This window comes from Sphingorhabdus lutea (genome assembly GCF_001889025.1).
GTDB classification, from domain to species: domain Bacteria; phylum Pseudomonadota; class Alphaproteobacteria; order Sphingomonadales; family Sphingomonadaceae; genus Sphingorhabdus_B; species Sphingorhabdus_B lutea.
This window is the reverse complement of record NZ_CP018154.1, coordinates 2,306,438-2,323,773: the sequence shown is the minus strand read 5'-3', so window position 1 is coordinate 2,323,773 and position 17,336 is coordinate 2,306,438. Positions and strand designations below refer to the sequence as shown.

Sequence of the window (17,336 nt, the reverse complement as noted above, 5' to 3'; positions counted from 1 at the left end):
CATGCGATACAAAAGCCCCCCGGAATGATATTCCGAGGGGCTTTTTATTACGATTATCGAGGTAGATTAAGAAAATCAGCCTTCTGTTTCATCGGCTGCTGTTTCAACAATAACAGCTTCTGCGACAGCAACTTCTTCTTGTGCTGGGCTATTATCTGCCTTGGCAGCAGCCTTGCTTTCTTCCTCAGCAACAATTGCGTCTTGCAACTTTTTATATTGAGCACGAAGCGCGGCATCGCGGCTATTTGCCGTAACGCGGATGCGGTTCATGGCGGCACCTGTCCCTGCGGGGATTAAGCGGCCAACAATCACATTCTCTTTCAATCCGGTCAATATATCCTTTTTCCCTTCAACCGCAGCCTGCGTCAATACGCGGGTGGTTTCTTGGAAAGAGGCGGCGGAGATGAAGCTGCGGGTTTGTAGGCTTGCCTTGGTAATACCCAATAGGATGGGGTGACCTTCGGCAGGTTTTTTACCCTTTGCCAATTTGGCGTTCACTTCTTCCATTTCTTCACGGTCCACTTGCTCACCGGCAAGCAAAACAGTGTCGCCACCTTCGGTGATTTCAACTTTTTGCAACATTTGACGCACGATGACCTCAATATGCTTATCGTTGATTTTCACGCCTTGCAGACGATAAACCTCTTGAATTTCGGCGCATAGATATTCGGCTAAAGCCTCCACGCCCAATACTTCAAGAATATCATGTGGATCGGGTGAACCAGAGACCAGATTATCGCCCTTGCGGACCATATCGCCTTCTTGCACGTCCAATACTTTGATTTTTGGAATCAAATATTCAACTGTTTCACCTTCCTCAGGAACAATTGCGATTTTACGTTTTGCTTTATAATCGCGGACAAACTCAATCCGTCCAGAGATTTTGGCAATAACCGCATTATCCTTTGGCTTACGTGCTTCGAACAATTCAGCAACACGTGGCAAACCACCGGTAATATCACGTGTTTTCGCAGATTCGCGGGTCACACGGGCAAGAACATCACCTGCCTCAACCCGTTGGCCATCCTCAACCGACAACATCGTGCCAACGGCCAGCAAATAACGCGCCGCTTCGCCGCTTTCATCGTCAAGCAAGGTCAAGCGAGGACGCAAATCTTCCTTAACAGAACGGCCCGCCTCACGATATTCGGTAACAACGCGCTGCGCGATACCGGTCGCTTCGTCGGTTTGTTCGGCCAATGTTTTACCGTCGGCCAAATCTTGATATTTCACAATGCCTGGTTTTTCGGTGATAAGCGGCATGGTGAATGGATCCCATTCAACCAAGCGATCGCCAACATTTACCTTTTCACCATGATCATGCAGGATGTGCGCACCATAAGGAATACGGTGCATTTCCATTTCACGGCCTTCTTTATCCAAAACAACCACTTCGCCAGAACGCGCCATTGCCAAACGGCGGCCACGTTTGTCAACGATTGTTGGCAATTCGCGAAGTTCAATTGTACCAGCCGATGATGCCTCAATATTTGATTTCTCATTCAACTGAGCCGCACCACCAATGTGGAAAGTACGCATGGTTAGCTGCGTTCCTGGTTCACCAATTGATTGCGCCGCAATAACGCCAACGGCTTCACCAATATTTACCGGTGTCCCGCGGGCAAGGTCACGGCCATAACATGTGCCGCAAACGCCGACTTTAGATTCGCAGACCAAAGGTGAGCGAATTTTAAGCGATTGTAGGCCGATTTCTTCCATCAAACTAATGGCTTTTTCATCGAGCAATGTACCTGCTTTAATGGCAATTTTGCCATCGCTGCCGACAATATCTTCGGCGGTGGTGCGGCCAAGTACGCGGTCGCCCAATGATGCGATGGTTGAACCACCTTGAACAATTGCCCGCATTTCAAGCGCTCTTTCGGTGCCGCAATCATTTTCAACAATGGTGCAATCTTGTGACACGTCAACCAAACGGCGGGTCAAATAACCCGAGTTAGCGGTTTTCAGCGCGGTATCGGCCAAGCCTTTACGTGCACCGTGGGTTGAGTTAAAATATTCAAGAACCGTCAAACCTTCTTTAAAGTTTGAAATAATCGGTGTTTCAATAATTTCACCCGATGGCTTGGCCATCAAACCACGCATACCGCCAAGCTGTTTCATCTGAGCTGGCGAACCACGCGCACCGGAGTGGGCCATCATGTAAATGGCGTTAATCGGTGCTTCACGGCCATTTTCATCCTTTGGCGTGGCTTTTAATTTTTCCATCATGGCGCCGGCGACAAGGTCACCACAACGGCTCCACGCGTCAATCACCTTATTATATTTTTCTTGCTGGGTAATAAGGCCGTCCTGATATTGTTGTTCAAAATCAGCAACAACGGCGCGTGTATCCTCTACCATGCCGTCTTTTTCCTCTGGAATGATCATATCATCCTTACCAAAGGAAATACCCGCCTTAAACGCATGTCTAAAGCCAAGGCCCATAATCGCATCGGCAAATAGCACCGTGTCTTTTTGGCCAGTATGACGATAAACTTGGTCAATCACATCACCAATTTCTTTCTTGGTCAGCAATGTGTTGACGATATCGAAGGGCACTTTATGTGATTTTGGCAAGCATTCACCCAAAAGCATACGGCCAGGGGTCGTGTTAAACCGTTTCAAATAGGTTTTGCCATCTTCATCGGTTTGTGGAACGCGGCTAATAATTTTGGAGTGGAGCGTCACCGCGCCTACTTCCAATGCCTGATGCACTTCGGCCATGTCGGTCAACAACATGCCTTCGCCCGGTTCACCTTCACGGTCCATGGATAGATAATAAAGACCCAGAACCATATCCTGTGACGGAACAATAATCGGTTTACCATTTGCAGGTGACAAGATGTTGTTAGTGGACATCATCAAAACACGTGCTTCCAATTGCGCCTCTAGGCTCAATGGAACGTGGACCGCCATTTGGTCACCGTCAAAGTCAGCATTAAATGCAGAGCAGACCAGCGGGTGAAGCTGAATTGCTTTCCCTTCGATTAGCACAGGTTCAAATGCCTGAATCCCCAAGCGGTGAAGCGTTGGCGCACGGTTTAAAAGCACGGGATGTTCGCGGATGACTTCTTCCAAAATATCCCAAACTTCTTTACGTTCTTTTTCCACCCATTTTTTCGCTTGTTTCAAGGTCATGGAAAGACCCTTTGCGTCCAAACGGGAGTAAATAAATGGTTTGAACAATTCCAACGCCATTTTCTTGGGCAGACCGCATTGATGCAATTTCAATTCAGGACCGGTAACAATCACAGAACGACCCGAATAGTCAACACGCTTACCAAGAAGATTTTGACGGAAACGGCCTTGCTTACCCTTTAACATGTCGGAAAGCGATTTTAATGGACGTTTATTCGCGCCGGTAATGGTGCGGCCACGGCGGCCATTGTCGAACAATGCATCAACCGATTCCTGCAACATACGTTTTTCGTTACGCACGATAATGTCGGGCGCACGAAGCTCAATCAAACGCTTCAAACGGTTATTACGGTTGATAACACGGCGATATAAATCGTTAAGGTCAGATGTCGCAAAGCGACCACCATCCAATGGAACAAGCGGGCGCAGTTCGGGTGGAATAACCGGAACAATATCCAAAATCATCCATTCAGGACGGTTTCCTGAATCGATAAAGCTTTCCACGACCTTTAAACGTTTAATGATTTTCTTTGGTTTTAGTTCAGATTTGGTGGTTGCCAATTCTTCTAACAAATCATCACGTTCACGCTCCAGATCAAGATCCATCAACATGACTTTAACTGCTTCAGCGCCGATTCCGGCGGTGAAGGCATCTTCACCATATTCATCTTGAGCTTCCAATAGCTCATCTTCGGTCAATAATTGGAATTTTTCCAATGCGGTCAGACCGGGTTCTGTAACAATATAATGTTCAAAATAAAGCACGCGCTCCAACTGTTTTAACTGCATATCAAGCAGCAAACCAATACGCGATGGCAATGATTTTAAGAACCAAATATGGGCAACCGGCGCGGCAAGCTCAATATGGCCCATACGTTCACGGCGAACCTTGGTAACGGTAACCTCAACGCCGCATTTTTCGCATACAACGCCTTTATATTTCATGCGCTTATATTTACCGCATAGGCATTCATAATCCTTTACAGGGCCAAAAATACGGGCGCAGAAAAGACCGTCACGTTCGGGCTTAAACGTCCGATAGTTAATGGTTTCAGGCTTTTTAATTTCACCAAATGACCAGCTGCGAATGCGCTCAGGCGAGGCGAGGCCGATTTGAATTTCATCAAATGTTTCGGGCTTTGCCATTGGGTTGTTAAATTTGCTTAGTTCGTTCATTTTTTATTCCTTGATGGGGTCATCCATATTTGACCCGATAGAATTATATAGTGCGGTGCGATATGGGCAGGGTTTCCCCCGCCCAAACTCGCTTATTCCGCCGCCTCGGCAATGTCGTCGTCATCATCATGTGATTTTAACTCAACATTCAAACCAAGCGAACGCATTTCCTTGACCAAAACATTAAAGCTTTCTGGGATACCCGCATCAAATGCGTCGTCGCCCTTTACAATTGCTTCATATACTTTGGTACGGCCAATCACGTCATCCGATTTCACGGTCAACATTTCCTGCAATGTATATGCTGCGCCATATGCTTGCAGCGCCCAGACCTCCATCTCACCAAAGCGTTGGCCACCAAATTGCGCTTTACCGCCAAGTGGTTGCTGCGTGACGAGTGAATATGGTCCGATTGAACGGGCGTGGATTTTATCATCAACCAAGTGATGCAGTTTCAGCATGTAAATATAGCCTACTGTCACCTTGCGGTCGAATTTATCACCCGTGCGGCCATCGAACAAATCAACCTGACCAGATGTATCCAAATCGGCCAATTTCAGCATGTGCGACACATCAGCTTCACGTGCGCCGTCAAATACTGGTGTGCCCATAGGAACACCTTGGGCCAATAATTTGGCAAGCTCAACCACCTCTGTATCGCTGCGGCGGTTCAGTTCGGCTGCGTAGGTTTCACCATAGGCATTTAACAAACGCTCTCGCACTGCCTCAGGCGGGGCAGCGGTTTCTGGATTCGGGTTGGCATGACGCCAATCGGTCAATGCCTTTTGAATTTGTTGACCCAAACCACGTGACGCCCAACCAAGGTGGGTTTCAAAAATTTGTCCAACATTCATCCGCGAAGGCACACCCAATGGGTTCAACACGATATCAACAGGGGTCCCATCCTCAAGGAATGGCATATCCTCTTGTGGCAAGATGCGCGAAATAACACCTTTATTACCGTGACGTCCGGCCATTTTATCACCCGGTTGCAGCTTACGCTTCACCGCGACAAATACTTTAACCATTTTCAAAACGCCCGGTGCCATTTCGTCACCACGTTCCAATTTTTCACGGCGATCTTCGAATTTCTCGACGATTAACTTTACCGCATCATCATATTGGCCCTTAACGGCTTCTAAATCGGCCTGAACCTTGTCATCAGCAACGGCGATTTTCCACCATTCATGCTTTTCGACTTCTTCCAGCATTTCTTCGTCAAGCTGGCTGCCTTTCTTAATGCCCTTTGGCGCAGCAATTGCTGTTTGGCCAATTAACATGTCACGAAGGCGGTTATAGGTCGCACGGTTCAAAATCGAACGTTCATCCTCACGGTCTTTGGCAAGACGGCTAATTTCTTCGCGCTCAATCGCCATTGCACGTTCATCTTTATCAATGCCGTGGCGGTTAAACACGCGAACTTCAACCACTGTACCGGCCACACCAGGGGGCAAGCGCATGGATGTATCGCGAACATCAGATGCCTTTTCACCAAAAATCGCACGCAGCAATTTTTCCTCTGGCGTCATGGGGCTTTCGCCCTTCGGTGTGATTTTACCCACCAAAATATCACCAGGGTGAACCTCTGCACCAATATAAACAATGCCCGCTTCGTCAAGATTACGAAGCGCTTCTTCACCCACATTTGGAATGTCGCGGGTAATATCCTCTGGCCCTAATTTGGTATCGCGGGCCATGACTTCAAATTCTTCGATATGGATGGATGTGAACACATCATCCTTCACGATACGCTCTGAAATCAGGATACTATCTTCATAATTATACCCATTCCATGGCATAAAGGCGACAAGGCTGTTTTTGCCCAATGCCAATTCGCCAAGTTCGGTTGATGGACCATCAGCAATAATATCACCTTCGATAACCTCATCACCAACATTTACCAACGGGCGTTGGTTGATGCAGGTATTTTGGTTGGAACGTTGGAATTTTTGCAATGTGTAAATATCTACGCCTGATTTTCCAGGTTCAACCTCTCCGGTCACGCGAACAACAATACGTGTTGCGTCCACTTGGTCAACAATACCGGTGCGGCGTGCGCCAATGGCCGCGCCAGAATCGCGGGCCACGGTTTCTTCCATCCCTGTGCCAACCAAAGGCGCCTCTGCCTTTACCAATGGCACAGCCTGACGTTGCATGTTTGATCCCATGAGAGCGCGGTTCGCGTCATCATTTTCAAGGAAGGGGATTAACGATGCCGCCACCGAAACAAGCTGTTTCGGACTAACGTCCATCAGGGTGATTTGTTCACGCGGGGCGATTAAAAATTCGCCGCCTTCACGCGAAGAAACCAATTCCTCTTTAAAGCTGCCATCTTCGTTCAACTCCGCATTTGCCTGCGCTACGGTGTGCTTTTGTTCTTCCATCGCGGAAAGATATACCACCTCGTCGGTGACTTTGCCGTCGATGATTTTGCGATATGGCGTTTCAATAAAGCCATATTTGTTCACGCGGCTAAATGAAGCAAGCGAGTTAATCAAACCAATATTCGGACCCTCTGGCGTTTCAATTGGGCAAATCCGGCCATAATGGGTTGGGTGAACGTCACGAACCTCAAAACCGGCACGTTCACGGGTCAAACCACCAGGCCCAAGTGCCGATACGCGGCGCTTATGCGTCACTTCGGATAGGGGATTGGTTTGATCCATAAATTGTGAAAGCTGTGATGAGCCGAAAAATTCACGAACCGCAGCAACCGCTGGCTTCGCGTTGATAAGATCATTTGGCATCACGGTGGACACGTCCACGCTGCTCATCCGCTCCTTTACCGCACGTTCCATGCGCAGCAAGCCAACACGATATTGATTTTCCAACAATTCGCCAACCGAACGAACACGGCGGTTGCCAAGATTGTCAATATCGTCAACCTCGCCTTTGCCGTCTTTCAAATTGACCAATTCTTTTACAACCGCCAAAATATCTTCGTTGCGCAGGGTGACAACATCATCGGCGGCATCCAAATCAAGACGCATGTTCAATTTCACGCGGCCAACCGCAGAAAGATCATAACGCTCTGGATCAAAGAATAAACCAGCAAATAAAGCCTCTGCGGTTTCGCGCGTTGGTGGTTCACCAGGACGCATGACACGGTAAATTGCGTCCAGACCCATGTCGCGATTTTCCGCCTTGTCCGCTTTTAATGTGTTGCGGATCCACGCGCCGGTAATCACATGGTCAATGTCCAATAATTCCAGAACATCCAATCCGGCCTTGTCCAATTTTTCAAGATTTTCGGCGGTAATTTCATCACCCGCTTCAATATAAATCTCACCGGTTTTTTCATTGATTAAATCAAATGCTGAATAACGGCCGAAAATTTCCTCGGTCGGGATTAACAATGATGTCAGGCCGTCTTTCACCGCTTTATTCGCAGCGCGCGGGGTGATTTTCTCACCCAATGGGAAAACAACTTCGCCGCTATCTGCGTCAACCAAATCAAATGCAGGTTTTGTCGCGCGCCATTGATCGGCGTTAAATGGAATTTTCCAGCCATCTTTTTTACGTTCAAATGTTACGCGGTCATAAAAATGATCCAAAATCGCTTCATCATCCAAACCAAGACCATATAGCAAGGTGGTGACGGGCAATTTACGCTTACGGTCAATCCGCACATTGACGATGTCTTTGGCATCAAATTCAAAATCAAGCCATGAACCACGATATGGAATAACGCGCGCTGCGAACAAAAACTTGCCGCTGCTATGTGTTTTGCCGCGATCATGGTCAAATAATACGCCGGGCGAACGGTGCATTTGGGAAACGATAACGCGCTCTGTCCCATTGACGAAGAAAGTGCCATTTTCGGTCATTAATGGCATGTCGCCCATATAAACATCTTGTTCTTTAATGTCCAAAACCGAACGTGTTTCAGTGTCAGGATCAACTTCAAAAACAATAAGACGCAATGTCACCTTCATTGGCGCAGCATAGGTTATGCCGCGTTGACGGCATTCCTCAACATCATATTTCGGTTCTTCCAATTCATAATGGACAAAATCCAATTCGCTGGTACCTGCAAAATCGCGCACAGGAAATACCGAACGTAGAGTTTTTTCCAAACCCGAAACATAGCCAATTGACGGGTCAGAGCGTAAAAACTGTTCATAGCTTTCACGTTGCACCTCAATCAAATTGGGCATTTCGATGACTTCGTGAATATCACCGAAAATTTTACGAATGCGCTTTTTGCGCGACAGGGGAGCTGTCTTTGTTGCCATGGTAAATTGGGCCTCGTCATAAGTTGTGCGCGAAAAAAACCGAAAATGCTGAACGACAAAAAAGCCGCACGACCAAGGCCCATTTTGAACCAGATCAGCAGCTTTGACGCGTCAACATTGTTATGTCACTTCAAATTCTTAAGAAACCACTGCGCGACGGCGGCCCTTTCCCGAAGATAATAACTATGGCATCTGCATAGGCGAAGTATATCATTTGGTCAAGGGGGAAGGGAGGCATAGCTTATAAAATCACCACTTTTTCAACCTCAATTGCCGCCGCCTTTGCCGCGCGGTGCAAATTGGCGCGAAATGCAGATGGGCTGTCATCATTTGCATTATCGCTTATCGCCTTTACCGCCGCCCATGGGATGTTAAATGCATGGGCGACCTGTGCCATTGCTGCAACCTCCATATCGACCAACTCTATCCCTGCATCACGCAAAATTTGGGCATGGTCTGGGCAGCTGACAAACATGTCCCCTGTACCTATAACGGCGTCTGCAATATTAAGGGATTTAGGTTTGTCCATGGGGGTAAAGGCCACATTTTTCGGTTCACCCATCGGCCAAGTGCCCCCGCGATAGCGTGTCATGCCGCTGCTGCGCAATGTGCCATAATCATGTTGCTGTGCGCCGGAAATCCAATATGCGCCGTCGGGCAGGGCGGCGATATTGCCGCATGTGCCGGTCATGATGATGAGGCCCGGTAAATATGCGCCAATCATAAAAGTGGCGGCAATGGACGCATGAACTTTGCCAATGCCACATGTGGCGATGTGAATATTTATATCATTTATCTTTACCAAGCGAATGGGGAGGGGGGCGGTATCGACGATGCTGCCTTGATTTTCAAAAATGGCGTCTGCTTCTTCGGGCAGGGCCGCGATAATGGCAATATTTTGCATCTTGCTTAATCCCCGTCAAAACAAATTAAGGAATCGGCCTTTATTCCTGAATGGCGCAATTTATCGGCGCCGCCCAAATCGGGCAAGTCAACGATGAACAGGCTTTGTTCAACAATGCCGCCGGCCTGATGGATAAGGTCCAGCCCGGCCAAGGCGGTGCCGCCCGTGGCGATTAAATCATCGACCAATAATATTTTGTCGCCTGCGCCAACATGACCAATATGCATCTCCAAACGGTCTGAGCCATATTCCAATTCATAATCCACGCCGATTTTCGCGCCCGGCAATTTCCCCGGCTTACGAAGCATCACCTTGCCCAGGCCAAGCGCATAGGAAAGCCCCGCCGCGACTATGAATCCGCGCGCTTCTATGCCCGCAATAAATTTTGTATCGCTGTCCACCATGGCGGCCATGCGGTCAATCATGGTGCGAAACCCTGCTCCGTCCAATAATAATGTGGAAACATCACGAAACATAATGCCCGGTTTTGGATAATCGGGAACGGTGCGAATTAACGAACGTAAATCGTCATTATCGTGATGATGGTTCATATATGCTTATCCGGTTAAAATTATAGACTGTCTGCATATAGAATGGGACGGAGAAATCACAAAATATTCTTTGGTCAAATGATGATTTTGTTAAAAATACAGCCAAATATAATAATTTGGCAATTATATAAAAATCGTCTATGTTCATAAAAATGTCAGAAATGATATTTATATATCCAATGAAAATATTTATATAAATGCACAGATAAAATGCTCAGAAAGAGGAGGGGTTGATGAAAATTTTGATTAAATATTTTATGATTGCCTCTTTGGTCATGGGCGGCTTTGCGCTTTCTGGATGCAGTGCGCAGGATGATAGGAAAGATAAATCTCCATCAGAGATTAGCCCATTTCCTCTCGCTTAATCATATAAAATTTTGTTAATATATATGCGTGGCTAGGGCCATTTTGCTGCGGCCCCTATTTGATGGCTACGGCCAAAATATGATGACCTATGTCGGAATAAAAGTCGATTTCGGGTGATTTGGCCATTTTATGAGGCCGCACGTCTTTGCCATTTTATGAGGTCGCAAGTTTTTGCCATTTTATGGCATGGCGCATAAAAAAAGACTGGCCCCAAAGGGCCAGCCTCTTTTTCGTTAAATAATTTGCCCCATAAATGCAGCAAATTAATTTAAAATTACTTCAACTCTACGGTGCCGCCAGCTGCTTCAATCTTAGCTTTGATTTCTTCAGCTTCTGCTTTATTTGCACCTTCTTTAAGAGGCTTAGGTGCGCCTTCTACCAATGCTTTGGCTTCTGAAAGGCCAAGACCGGTGATGGCACGAACTTCTTTAATCACGTTGATTTTCTTGCCGCCGTCGCCGGTAAGAATTACGTCAAATTCGTCTTTTTCTTCTGCAGCAGCACCGCCGCCAGCAGCAGGTGCAGCAACTGCAACAGCAGCAGCGGCACTAACGCCCCAAGTTTCTTCCAATGCGGTCGCCAATTCAGCGGCTTCCATAACAGTCAATTTAGACAGTTCTTCAACTAATTTAGCAATATCAGCCATTTTCAATTCACTCCAAAATTCTATTCGCAATTTAGGACCAGCAAAATGCCGGTCTGGTATGGTTTATATATATTATGCGGCTTCCTTGGCGCCATAGGCCCCAAACACGCGTGCCAACTTCGCAGCCGGTGCATTGGCCAATTGTGCGATTTTGGTCGCTGGTGCATTGACCAGACCAACCAATTTGCCGCGCAATTCGTCCAATGAAGGCATAGAAGCCAGTGCCGTAACGCCAGCAACGTCCAACACGGTATCGCCCATTGCACCGCCAACAATTTCCAATGCAGGATTTGTTTTGGCGAATTCAACTGCGATTTTAGCAGCTGCAACAGGGTCAGTCGAGGTGGCAAGCGCCACAGGTCCGGTCAACAAATCGCTGATCGGGCCATATGACGTTCCGTCAAGGGCAATTTTGGCAAGGCGGTTCTTGGAAACCTTGTACGACGCATCTGCTTCGCGCATTTTGTTCCGCAATTCGGTTGATTGAGCCACTGTCAAACCGTTATTACGGGTGACAACGACAACAGCCGCTTCAGAAAAAGTTGCGTTTAGCGCAGCAACCGCTTCGGTCTTTTCAGAACGATTCATGCTTTACTCCTTTTTTGGATGATGCCGCCGAAACGCCAACATCCAACACGACGATACAAATAGGCAATTGCCCATTTGCGATTAATAGTCCGTGGGGAAGGGTATCGCCGCATTTTGACCAACCAATTAAAACTGGTCTAAATTATGACGAAGATGGAATGACCATCTTAAATATCTATCCCCGTCTAGGCTGGCAATTAAGATGGGCAAATTCCCACCACCAACTGTCTCGGACGGTGATCGTTCATAGCAATAGCTATAAACGTCATTGGCGTCTCTAAAGCAAGGCAGTAATTTGTCAAACAAAATATCAATTTTAGGATGAAATGGCCGTTATTGCTTATTTCAGATAAGATTTAATATGCACGGCCAATATTTGGTAAACCGCCATTACATAAATTTTACACACTAAAATCAGCAATTTATTAACCAATTAACTTTATCAGTTATTTGCAATAATAATTAATGGGAAAATTTGCGTGATGCAGGTGGAACAAAATAAAGATATTGCGCTGGAATTACCCCTATTGCGCCGATTATTGACCGAGCATGCGCAAAATAGCATGGCTTCTATCTTTGCGAATTTATTCAATGCCTTAATCATATCTTATTTTTTCTGGTTGGATGGGAATAAGAATATTGTGCTTGCCGGCGCGGCAATTTTCATCCTGATTGTCTCTCGCCGATATATGTTGGCGAAACAAATTAAATCTGGTGATGTGGCCGATGATGATTTGGTTAAGATTAAACGGTCTATAGAGGTTAATGCGCTTGCCCTTGGCGGGTGGTGGGGCGCAACGATAAGTGTGTTAATGATAAATGCTGGGCCGGGGCAGGCGATATTATTGGTGATTGTGGGGGCGGGTAAAATGGCCACCGGGGCAATATCTTATCGCGCCATATCACGCGCCGCATATTATTTTATTGCATCAAGCGGCATAGGCTGCGGCGTTGCTTTGGCAATATTTGGCAGCTCCTCCACCATGGCGGGCGCGTTTTTATTGGCCATTTTCATGTTGATTTTAATGCATAATGTGCGGGGAAATTATCAAAATATATTGGAGGAATATCGTAAATCGCAGGATATTAAAAATAATAATGAAACCATCAATATGTTGTTGCATGATTTTAAGGAGCAAGGTTCCGATTGGTTGATTGAAATTGATAATGATGGAAATGTGGTTGATCCCAGCGCGCGCTTTGCCCATGCGATGAACATGACAATTGCCGAATTATCGGGGGCAAATTTCCTAAATTTATTTAAATCTGGCGGGGATAAATTACGCGTTGCCGACAATATTAAAAGCAATCTTGCCTTTCGCAATCGATATTTAATGTTTGATAATGGCGCAAATGAACATTGTCTGGCGGTTAGCGCGCGGCCGGTGCGCGATGCGAATATTGCCTTTCGCGGCGTGGCCAGCGACATTACCACACAACGCGCAGCTGAAATGAAGGTCAGCTATATGGCGCATTTTGATTCCTTAACCGGACTTGCCAATCGATTTCAATTTAACCAGCGGTTAAACGCTTTGTTGAATTCAGAACAAAATAAACTCGCCCTTATATTGATTGATTTGGACCAATTTAAATCGGTAAATGATTCATTGGGCCACAGCGCGGGGGATAAATTATTAAAAGGCGTCGCCAGATCGCTGCAAAATTGTTTGACGGCGGATCAATTTGTCGCGCGGCTTGGCGGTGATGAATTTGCCATCATCATTCCAGATGGCGGCAAGCAGGATGTCCAAAATGTGGCAGACAAAATTCTGGCCGCCTTTAAACAACCGATTTTATGCGATGAGCAATCCATTGTTATCGGTGCCAGTATCGGCGCGGCGCTATGCCCCGATAATGGGGAAAATAGTGATGAGATTATGATAAATGCCGATTTGGCGCTATATTCCGCAAAGGCTAATGGTCGAAATCAGCTTAAATTTTATCAAGCAGATATGAGCGATATCGCCAAAAACCGCCAAATATTGGAACAGGATTTGCATAATGCGCTGGCAAATAATGAGTTGGAGCTGCATTACCAATCATTTTTGGACATGAAATTGGGCAAGGTTGTTGGCTATGAGGCGTTGCTGCGGTGGCAACATCCCACCCGCGGCATCATCATGCCCAATGATTTTATCAGCATTGCCGAGGAAACCGGCCTTATCGTGCCGATTGGCGAATGGATAATTCGTCAAGCAATGGAGGATATGAGCCATTGGGACGAAGATATTCAAATGGCGATAAATTTATCGCCCATCCAATTGCGCAGCAGTAATTTAATTCCGACGATCATCAATGCTTTGGCGACCAATGCTGTTAATCCGGCGCGTATATCAATGGAAATAACCGAAAATGTTTTGATGCAGGAAAGCGAAGCCAATTTAGAGATTTTGCATAAAATACGTGAACTTGGCTTGAAAATTGCGCTTGATGATTTTGGAACAGGTTATAGCTCGCTTAATTATTTACGCACATTCCCTTTTGATAAAATCAAAATTGATCGATGCTTTGTTGATGAAATAAATGAAAGAGAGGATTGCCGTGCCATTGTGCAATCGGTTGTGAATTTGGCCAATCAATTGGGCATGACCACAACGGCTGAGGGTGTGGAAAATGACCTGCAGGCGGAACGTTTATTGGCCCATGGCTGTGACCATGCACAGGGTTTCTTATATGGCCGCGCCGTTCCTTTGCGTGATACAGCCCTGCGGCCGATTATTTCGGAAAATATTTTGGAAACGGCGCTGAATTCATATAAAAAATTACCCGTTACAAAAGGGGCACATACGCGCAGGTCCCATAAAAAATATCGTGCATAAAATAACGCACATTGTAATTATGGTATAAAATTCGCGCATAAAAAAAGGCCGGTCCATTTCTGGACCAGCCCTTTTAATGAAGCAGATGTTTAGCGATTAAGCGCCGGCAACATCGGCCAAATCAATTTTCAAACCAGGGCCCATTGAAGAGCTGATCGCCACGCGGCGAACATATTTGCCCTTTGAACCTGCAGGTTTTGATTTGATAACCGCATCAATAAATGCGTCGATATTTTTGCGCAAATCCGCATCAGAAAAGCTTTGTTTGCCAACGCCGCTGTGGATGATGCCCATTTTTTCAACGCGAAATTCAACTTGGCCAGCCTTTGCCACTTTAACAGCTTCGGCAACGTCCATGGTGACTGTGCCCAATTTTGGATTTGGCATCAGGCCCTTTGGACCCAAAACTTTACCCAAACGGCCAACAACGCCCATCATATCAGGGGTTGCGATAACGCGGTCATAATTAAGATTGCCCGCTTGCATATCGTCCATCAAATCTTCTGCGCCAACCTTATCTGCACCAGCAGCCAAAGCAGCTTCGGCTTTATCACCACGTGCGAACACGGCGACTTTCATGTCTTTACCGGTGCCAGCAGGCAATGAAACCATGCCGCGAACCATTTGGTCGGCATGACGTGGGTCAACACCCAAATTCATGGCGATTTCGATGGTTTCGTCAAATTTTGATGTCGCAAATTCTTTAATGGTCTTCAACGCTTCATCGATGGTGTATAATTTATCACCGTCAAGTTTTTCAGCCCAGACTTTTGCTTTTTTTGTCAATTTTGCCATGTCGATTATCCTTCTACCTCAAGGCCCATTGCGCGGGCAGAGCCAGCGATAATGGAAACGGCTGCATCCATGTCATTGGCGTTCAAATCGGCCATTTTAACGGTGGCGATTTCTTCCAATTGCTTACGGGTAATTTTACCAGCAACAACTTTACCAGGCTCTTTTGAACCAGATTTTAGGTTCAATGCCTTTTTAATCAAAAAGCTTGCAGGCGGTGTTTTGGTTACAAAGGTAAAGCTGCGGTCAGCATATACGGTAATCTTTGTTGGGATTGGGGTGTTTTTGTCGAAATCCTGTGTCGCAGCATTAAATGCTTTACAAAATTCCATGATGTTAACACCGCGTTGACCCAAAGCTGGACCAATTGGAGGTGATGGAGTGGCTGCACCTGCAGGAACCTGCAAGTTAATATAGCCAGAAATCTTCTTTGCCATAATCGGCGTCCTTTCATTCTGTCAGGAATAGCTGCTTTTAAGCTTTGCTATACCTTCAAATTAAGCGGTCAAACAGATGGGATAAACCACCCTCCCGCGCGAATCCCGCCGGCCAAAGCCGATGGAAGCGCTCCAGCTATAGGAATATGGTTTTTTTTGCAAGCGCGAAATGGCCTATAAAATAAGCCTGTAAATATATTCATCATCGCGGTGCGTGCCGACCATGAAAATAGTATCGCAATAATAGGTAAAGCCATATTTTTGGTAAAATGACTGTGCGCGTGGATTGTCGCTATAAACACTCAGCACCAATTCCTTAAAACCGCGCGACTTTGCGCTTTGTATTGCCCAATCCATCAATTTTTGGGCAACACCGCTGCCATGATGGCTGGCCAACACATATAATTGTGAAAATTCACATGTGTGCGGCCCATTTTGGTCATAATCCAATTTGGATTTCTCGCTAATCTTACAATATCCGATAAGCTTGCCATTATCTGCGGCATCCTCGGCCAACATATAATGCACATTATTGGCCTCAATTTGGGCGTTGATATTCTCTATATTGTGAACATCATTTAAAAAAGTGGTTAAATTTTCGGCTGAATATAAATGGGCAAAGGCTTCACAAAAACTATCTCTGCCAAATTGGGCAAGCATTGCGGCATCATTTGCAACGGGCGGGCGAAATATAATATTATCTGACATATTACGCCCGCCAATATTTAATTATTTTAATAATTCAACTTGTTCAAAATCAAGCTCAACCGGGGTAGCACGCCCAAAAATGGAAACAGAAACCTTGACCCGATTTTTTTCAAAGTCCAGCTCCTCGACCAGCCCGCTAAAGCTTGCAAATGGGCCGTCAAGCACCTTGACCTGATCGCCAATTTCATAATCAACGCTAACTTGTTCGCGCGGTTGGTTGGCAATTTCTTCGCGTGTGCCGAAATAGCGCATCGCTTCTTTATCGCTAATCGGTTGGGGTTTGCCATTTGCACCCAAAAATCCCGATACTTTGGGTGTGTTGCGGATAAGGTGATAAACATCATCATTTAATGATAATTTTGCCAAAACATAGCCGGGCATAAATTTACGTTCAACCTGAACCTTTTTGCCGCGCTTAATCTCTGTAATGGTTTCGGTGGGCACTTCAACCGCCTCAACCAATTGGGACAGATCAAGACGTTCTGCTTCAGATAGGATTTGATCCCGAACCTTATTTTCGAAACCCGAATAAGCGTGGATGATGTACCAGCGTGCCATGATCAAATGAATCCCTTATTTTATTTGCGCCAAATATATTGGCAATCTTTAAGTATAATATATTTGTATAATACCAAAAAATATCAGGATATTTCCCCTGAATATTATTTGATTAAATTAAGCTAGTGACAATAGCCATTTTACAATGCCCGCGAACATCGCATCAACGCCCAAGAAAAATGTCGCCAAAATAATGGTCATGATAAGAACCATGATTGCGGTTTGTATGGTTTCCTGACGGGTGGGCCAAACGACCTTCGCAACTTCGCTGCGAACTTCGCGGATAAATTTCCCCGGATTTGGTTTTGCCATCTTCATTTTCCTCAAACATTAAACGGTGGGTAAACCGCATTATATTGTCAATATCCTGATTTAGAAACATCTCTTTTGGGTAGAGATCATCGCTCCGACCATTATA

The 17,336-nt window shown here is 46.0% G+C and carries 13 protein-coding genes; 2 read left to right on the top strand and 11 right to left on the bottom strand.

Translation table 11 applies throughout. The features are described from left to right. Window positions 1–75: 75 nt before the first annotated feature. The 4 genes from rpoC to LPB140_RS11065 form a co-directional block, all read right to left on the bottom strand. Entirely contained in the window at window positions 76–4,314 is a 4,239-nt protein-coding gene (gene rpoC / locus LPB140_RS11080) for a DNA-directed RNA polymerase subunit beta' (RefSeq protein ID WP_072559879.1), read from the bottom strand. Window positions 4,315–4,406: 92 nt separating this feature from the next. Then, entirely contained in the window at window positions 4,407–8,549 is a 4,143-nt protein-coding gene (gene rpoB / locus LPB140_RS11075) for a DNA-directed RNA polymerase subunit beta (RefSeq protein ID WP_072559878.1), read from the bottom strand. 241 nt (window positions 8,550–8,790) lie between these two features. Continuing rightward, window positions 8,791–9,453: a 5'-methylthioadenosine/S-adenosylhomocysteine nucleosidase family protein gene (locus LPB140_RS11070; protein ID WP_072559877.1), complete on the bottom strand. Its 663-nt coding sequence runs from the start codon at window positions 9,451–9,453 to the stop codon at window positions 8,791–8,793. Between the two features lie 5 nt (window positions 9,454–9,458). Next, a complete protein-coding gene (locus LPB140_RS11065) occupies window positions 9,459–10,004 on the bottom strand; it encodes an adenine phosphoribosyltransferase (protein ID WP_072559876.1) in 546 nt (181 codons plus the stop codon). Between the two features lie 233 nt (window positions 10,005–10,237). Here LPB140_RS11065 and LPB140_RS12575 point away from each other — a divergent pair, with 233 nt between their 5' ends. After that, on the top strand, window positions 10,238–10,369 hold the full coding sequence (locus tag LPB140_RS12575) for a hypothetical protein (protein ID WP_257785770.1): 132 nt from the start codon (window positions 10,238–10,240) through the stop codon (window positions 10,367–10,369). Between the two features lie 275 nt (window positions 10,370–10,644). On the opposite strand, the gene rplL is transcribed toward LPB140_RS12575, so the two are convergent. Together rplL and rplJ are read right to left on the bottom strand one after the other, a co-directional pair. Then, a complete protein-coding gene (rplL, locus tag LPB140_RS11060) occupies window positions 10,645–11,016 on the bottom strand; it encodes a 50S ribosomal protein L7/L12 (protein ID WP_072559875.1) in 372 nt (123 codons plus the stop codon). 72 nt (window positions 11,017–11,088) lie between these two features. Continuing rightward, window positions 11,089–11,604 (bottom strand): 50S ribosomal protein L10, encoded by a 516-nt coding sequence (gene rplJ, locus LPB140_RS11055; RefSeq protein WP_072559874.1) that lies wholly within the window; start codon window positions 11,602–11,604, stop codon window positions 11,089–11,091. 482 nt (window positions 11,605–12,086) lie between these two features. Between rplJ and LPB140_RS11050 the strand changes: the two genes are divergently transcribed. After that, window positions 12,087–14,423 carry an EAL domain-containing protein gene (locus LPB140_RS11050; protein WP_072559873.1) on the top strand — a complete coding sequence of 779 codons (2,337 nt, stop codon included), beginning with the start codon at window positions 12,087–12,089 and terminating at the stop codon, window positions 14,421–14,423. 96 nt (window positions 14,424–14,519) lie between these two features. Here the strand turns inward: LPB140_RS11050 and rplA are convergent, their stop codons facing one another. The 5 genes from rplA to secE form a co-directional block, all read right to left on the bottom strand. Next, window positions 14,520–15,218 carry a 50S ribosomal protein L1 gene (rplA, locus tag LPB140_RS11045; RefSeq protein ID WP_072559872.1) on the bottom strand — a complete coding sequence of 233 codons (699 nt, stop codon included), beginning with the start codon at window positions 15,216–15,218 and terminating at the stop codon, window positions 14,520–14,522. A gap of 5 nt (window positions 15,219–15,223) precedes the next feature. Beyond that, window positions 15,224–15,652 carry a 50S ribosomal protein L11 gene (gene rplK, locus LPB140_RS11040; protein ID WP_072559871.1) on the bottom strand — a complete coding sequence of 143 codons (429 nt, stop codon included), beginning with the start codon at window positions 15,650–15,652 and terminating at the stop codon, window positions 15,224–15,226. Window positions 15,653–15,826: 174 nt separating this feature from the next. Next, window positions 15,827–16,360 (bottom strand): GNAT family N-acetyltransferase, encoded by a 534-nt coding sequence (locus LPB140_RS11035; RefSeq protein WP_083550361.1) that lies wholly within the window; start codon window positions 16,358–16,360, stop codon window positions 15,827–15,829. A gap of 21 nt (window positions 16,361–16,381) precedes the next feature. Then, window positions 16,382–16,918: a transcription termination/antitermination protein NusG gene (gene nusG / locus LPB140_RS11030; protein WP_072559870.1), complete on the bottom strand. Its 537-nt coding sequence runs from the start codon at window positions 16,916–16,918 to the stop codon at window positions 16,382–16,384. 117 nt (window positions 16,919–17,035) lie between these two features. Next, complete coding sequence (secE, locus tag LPB140_RS11025) at window positions 17,036–17,230, bottom strand: preprotein translocase subunit SecE (RefSeq protein WP_072559869.1); 195 nt, start codon at window positions 17,228–17,230, stop codon at window positions 17,036–17,038. Window positions 17,231–17,336 lie beyond the last annotated feature (106 nt).

Coding starts and splice junctions, on each gene's coding strand:
- rplK (WP_072559871.1), bottom strand. CDS start 15,652: ATGGCAAAGAAGATTTCTGGCTATATTAACTTGCAGGTTCCTGCAGGT.
- LPB140_RS11050 (WP_072559873.1), top strand. CDS start 12,087: ATGCAGGTGGAACAAAATAAAGATATTGCGCTGGAATTACCCCTATTG.
- rpoC (WP_072559879.1), bottom strand. CDS start 4,314: ATGAACGAACTAAGCAAATTTAACAACCCAATGGCAAAGCCCGAAACA.
- rplL (WP_072559875.1), bottom strand. CDS start 11,016: ATGGCTGATATTGCTAAATTAGTTGAAGAACTGTCTAAATTGACTGTT.
- nusG (WP_072559870.1), bottom strand. CDS start 16,918: ATGGCACGCTGGTACATCATCCACGCTTATTCGGGTTTCGAAAATAAG.
- LPB140_RS11065 (WP_072559876.1), bottom strand. CDS start 10,004: ATGAACCATCATCACGATAATGACGATTTACGTTCGTTAATTCGCACC.
- rpoB (WP_072559878.1), bottom strand. CDS start 8,549: ATGGCAACAAAGACAGCTCCCCTGTCGCGCAAAAAGCGCATTCGTAAA.
- rplA (WP_072559872.1), bottom strand. CDS start 15,218: ATGGCAAAATTGACAAAAAAAGCAAAAGTCTGGGCTGAAAAACTTGAC.
- LPB140_RS11070 (WP_072559877.1), bottom strand. CDS start 9,453: ATGCAAAATATTGCCATTATCGCGGCCCTGCCCGAAGAAGCAGACGCC.
- secE (WP_072559869.1), bottom strand. CDS start 17,230: ATGGCAAAACCAAATCCGGGGAAATTTATCCGCGAAGTTCGCAGCGAA.
- rplJ (WP_072559874.1), bottom strand. CDS start 11,604: ATGAATCGTTCTGAAAAGACCGAAGCGGTTGCTGCGCTAAACGCAACT.
- LPB140_RS11035 (WP_083550361.1), bottom strand. CDS start 16,360: ATGTCAGATAATATTATATTTCGCCCGCCCGTTGCAAATGATGCCGCA.
- LPB140_RS12575 (WP_257785770.1), top strand. CDS start 10,238: ATGAAAATTTTGATTAAATATTTTATGATTGCCTCTTTGGTCATGGGC.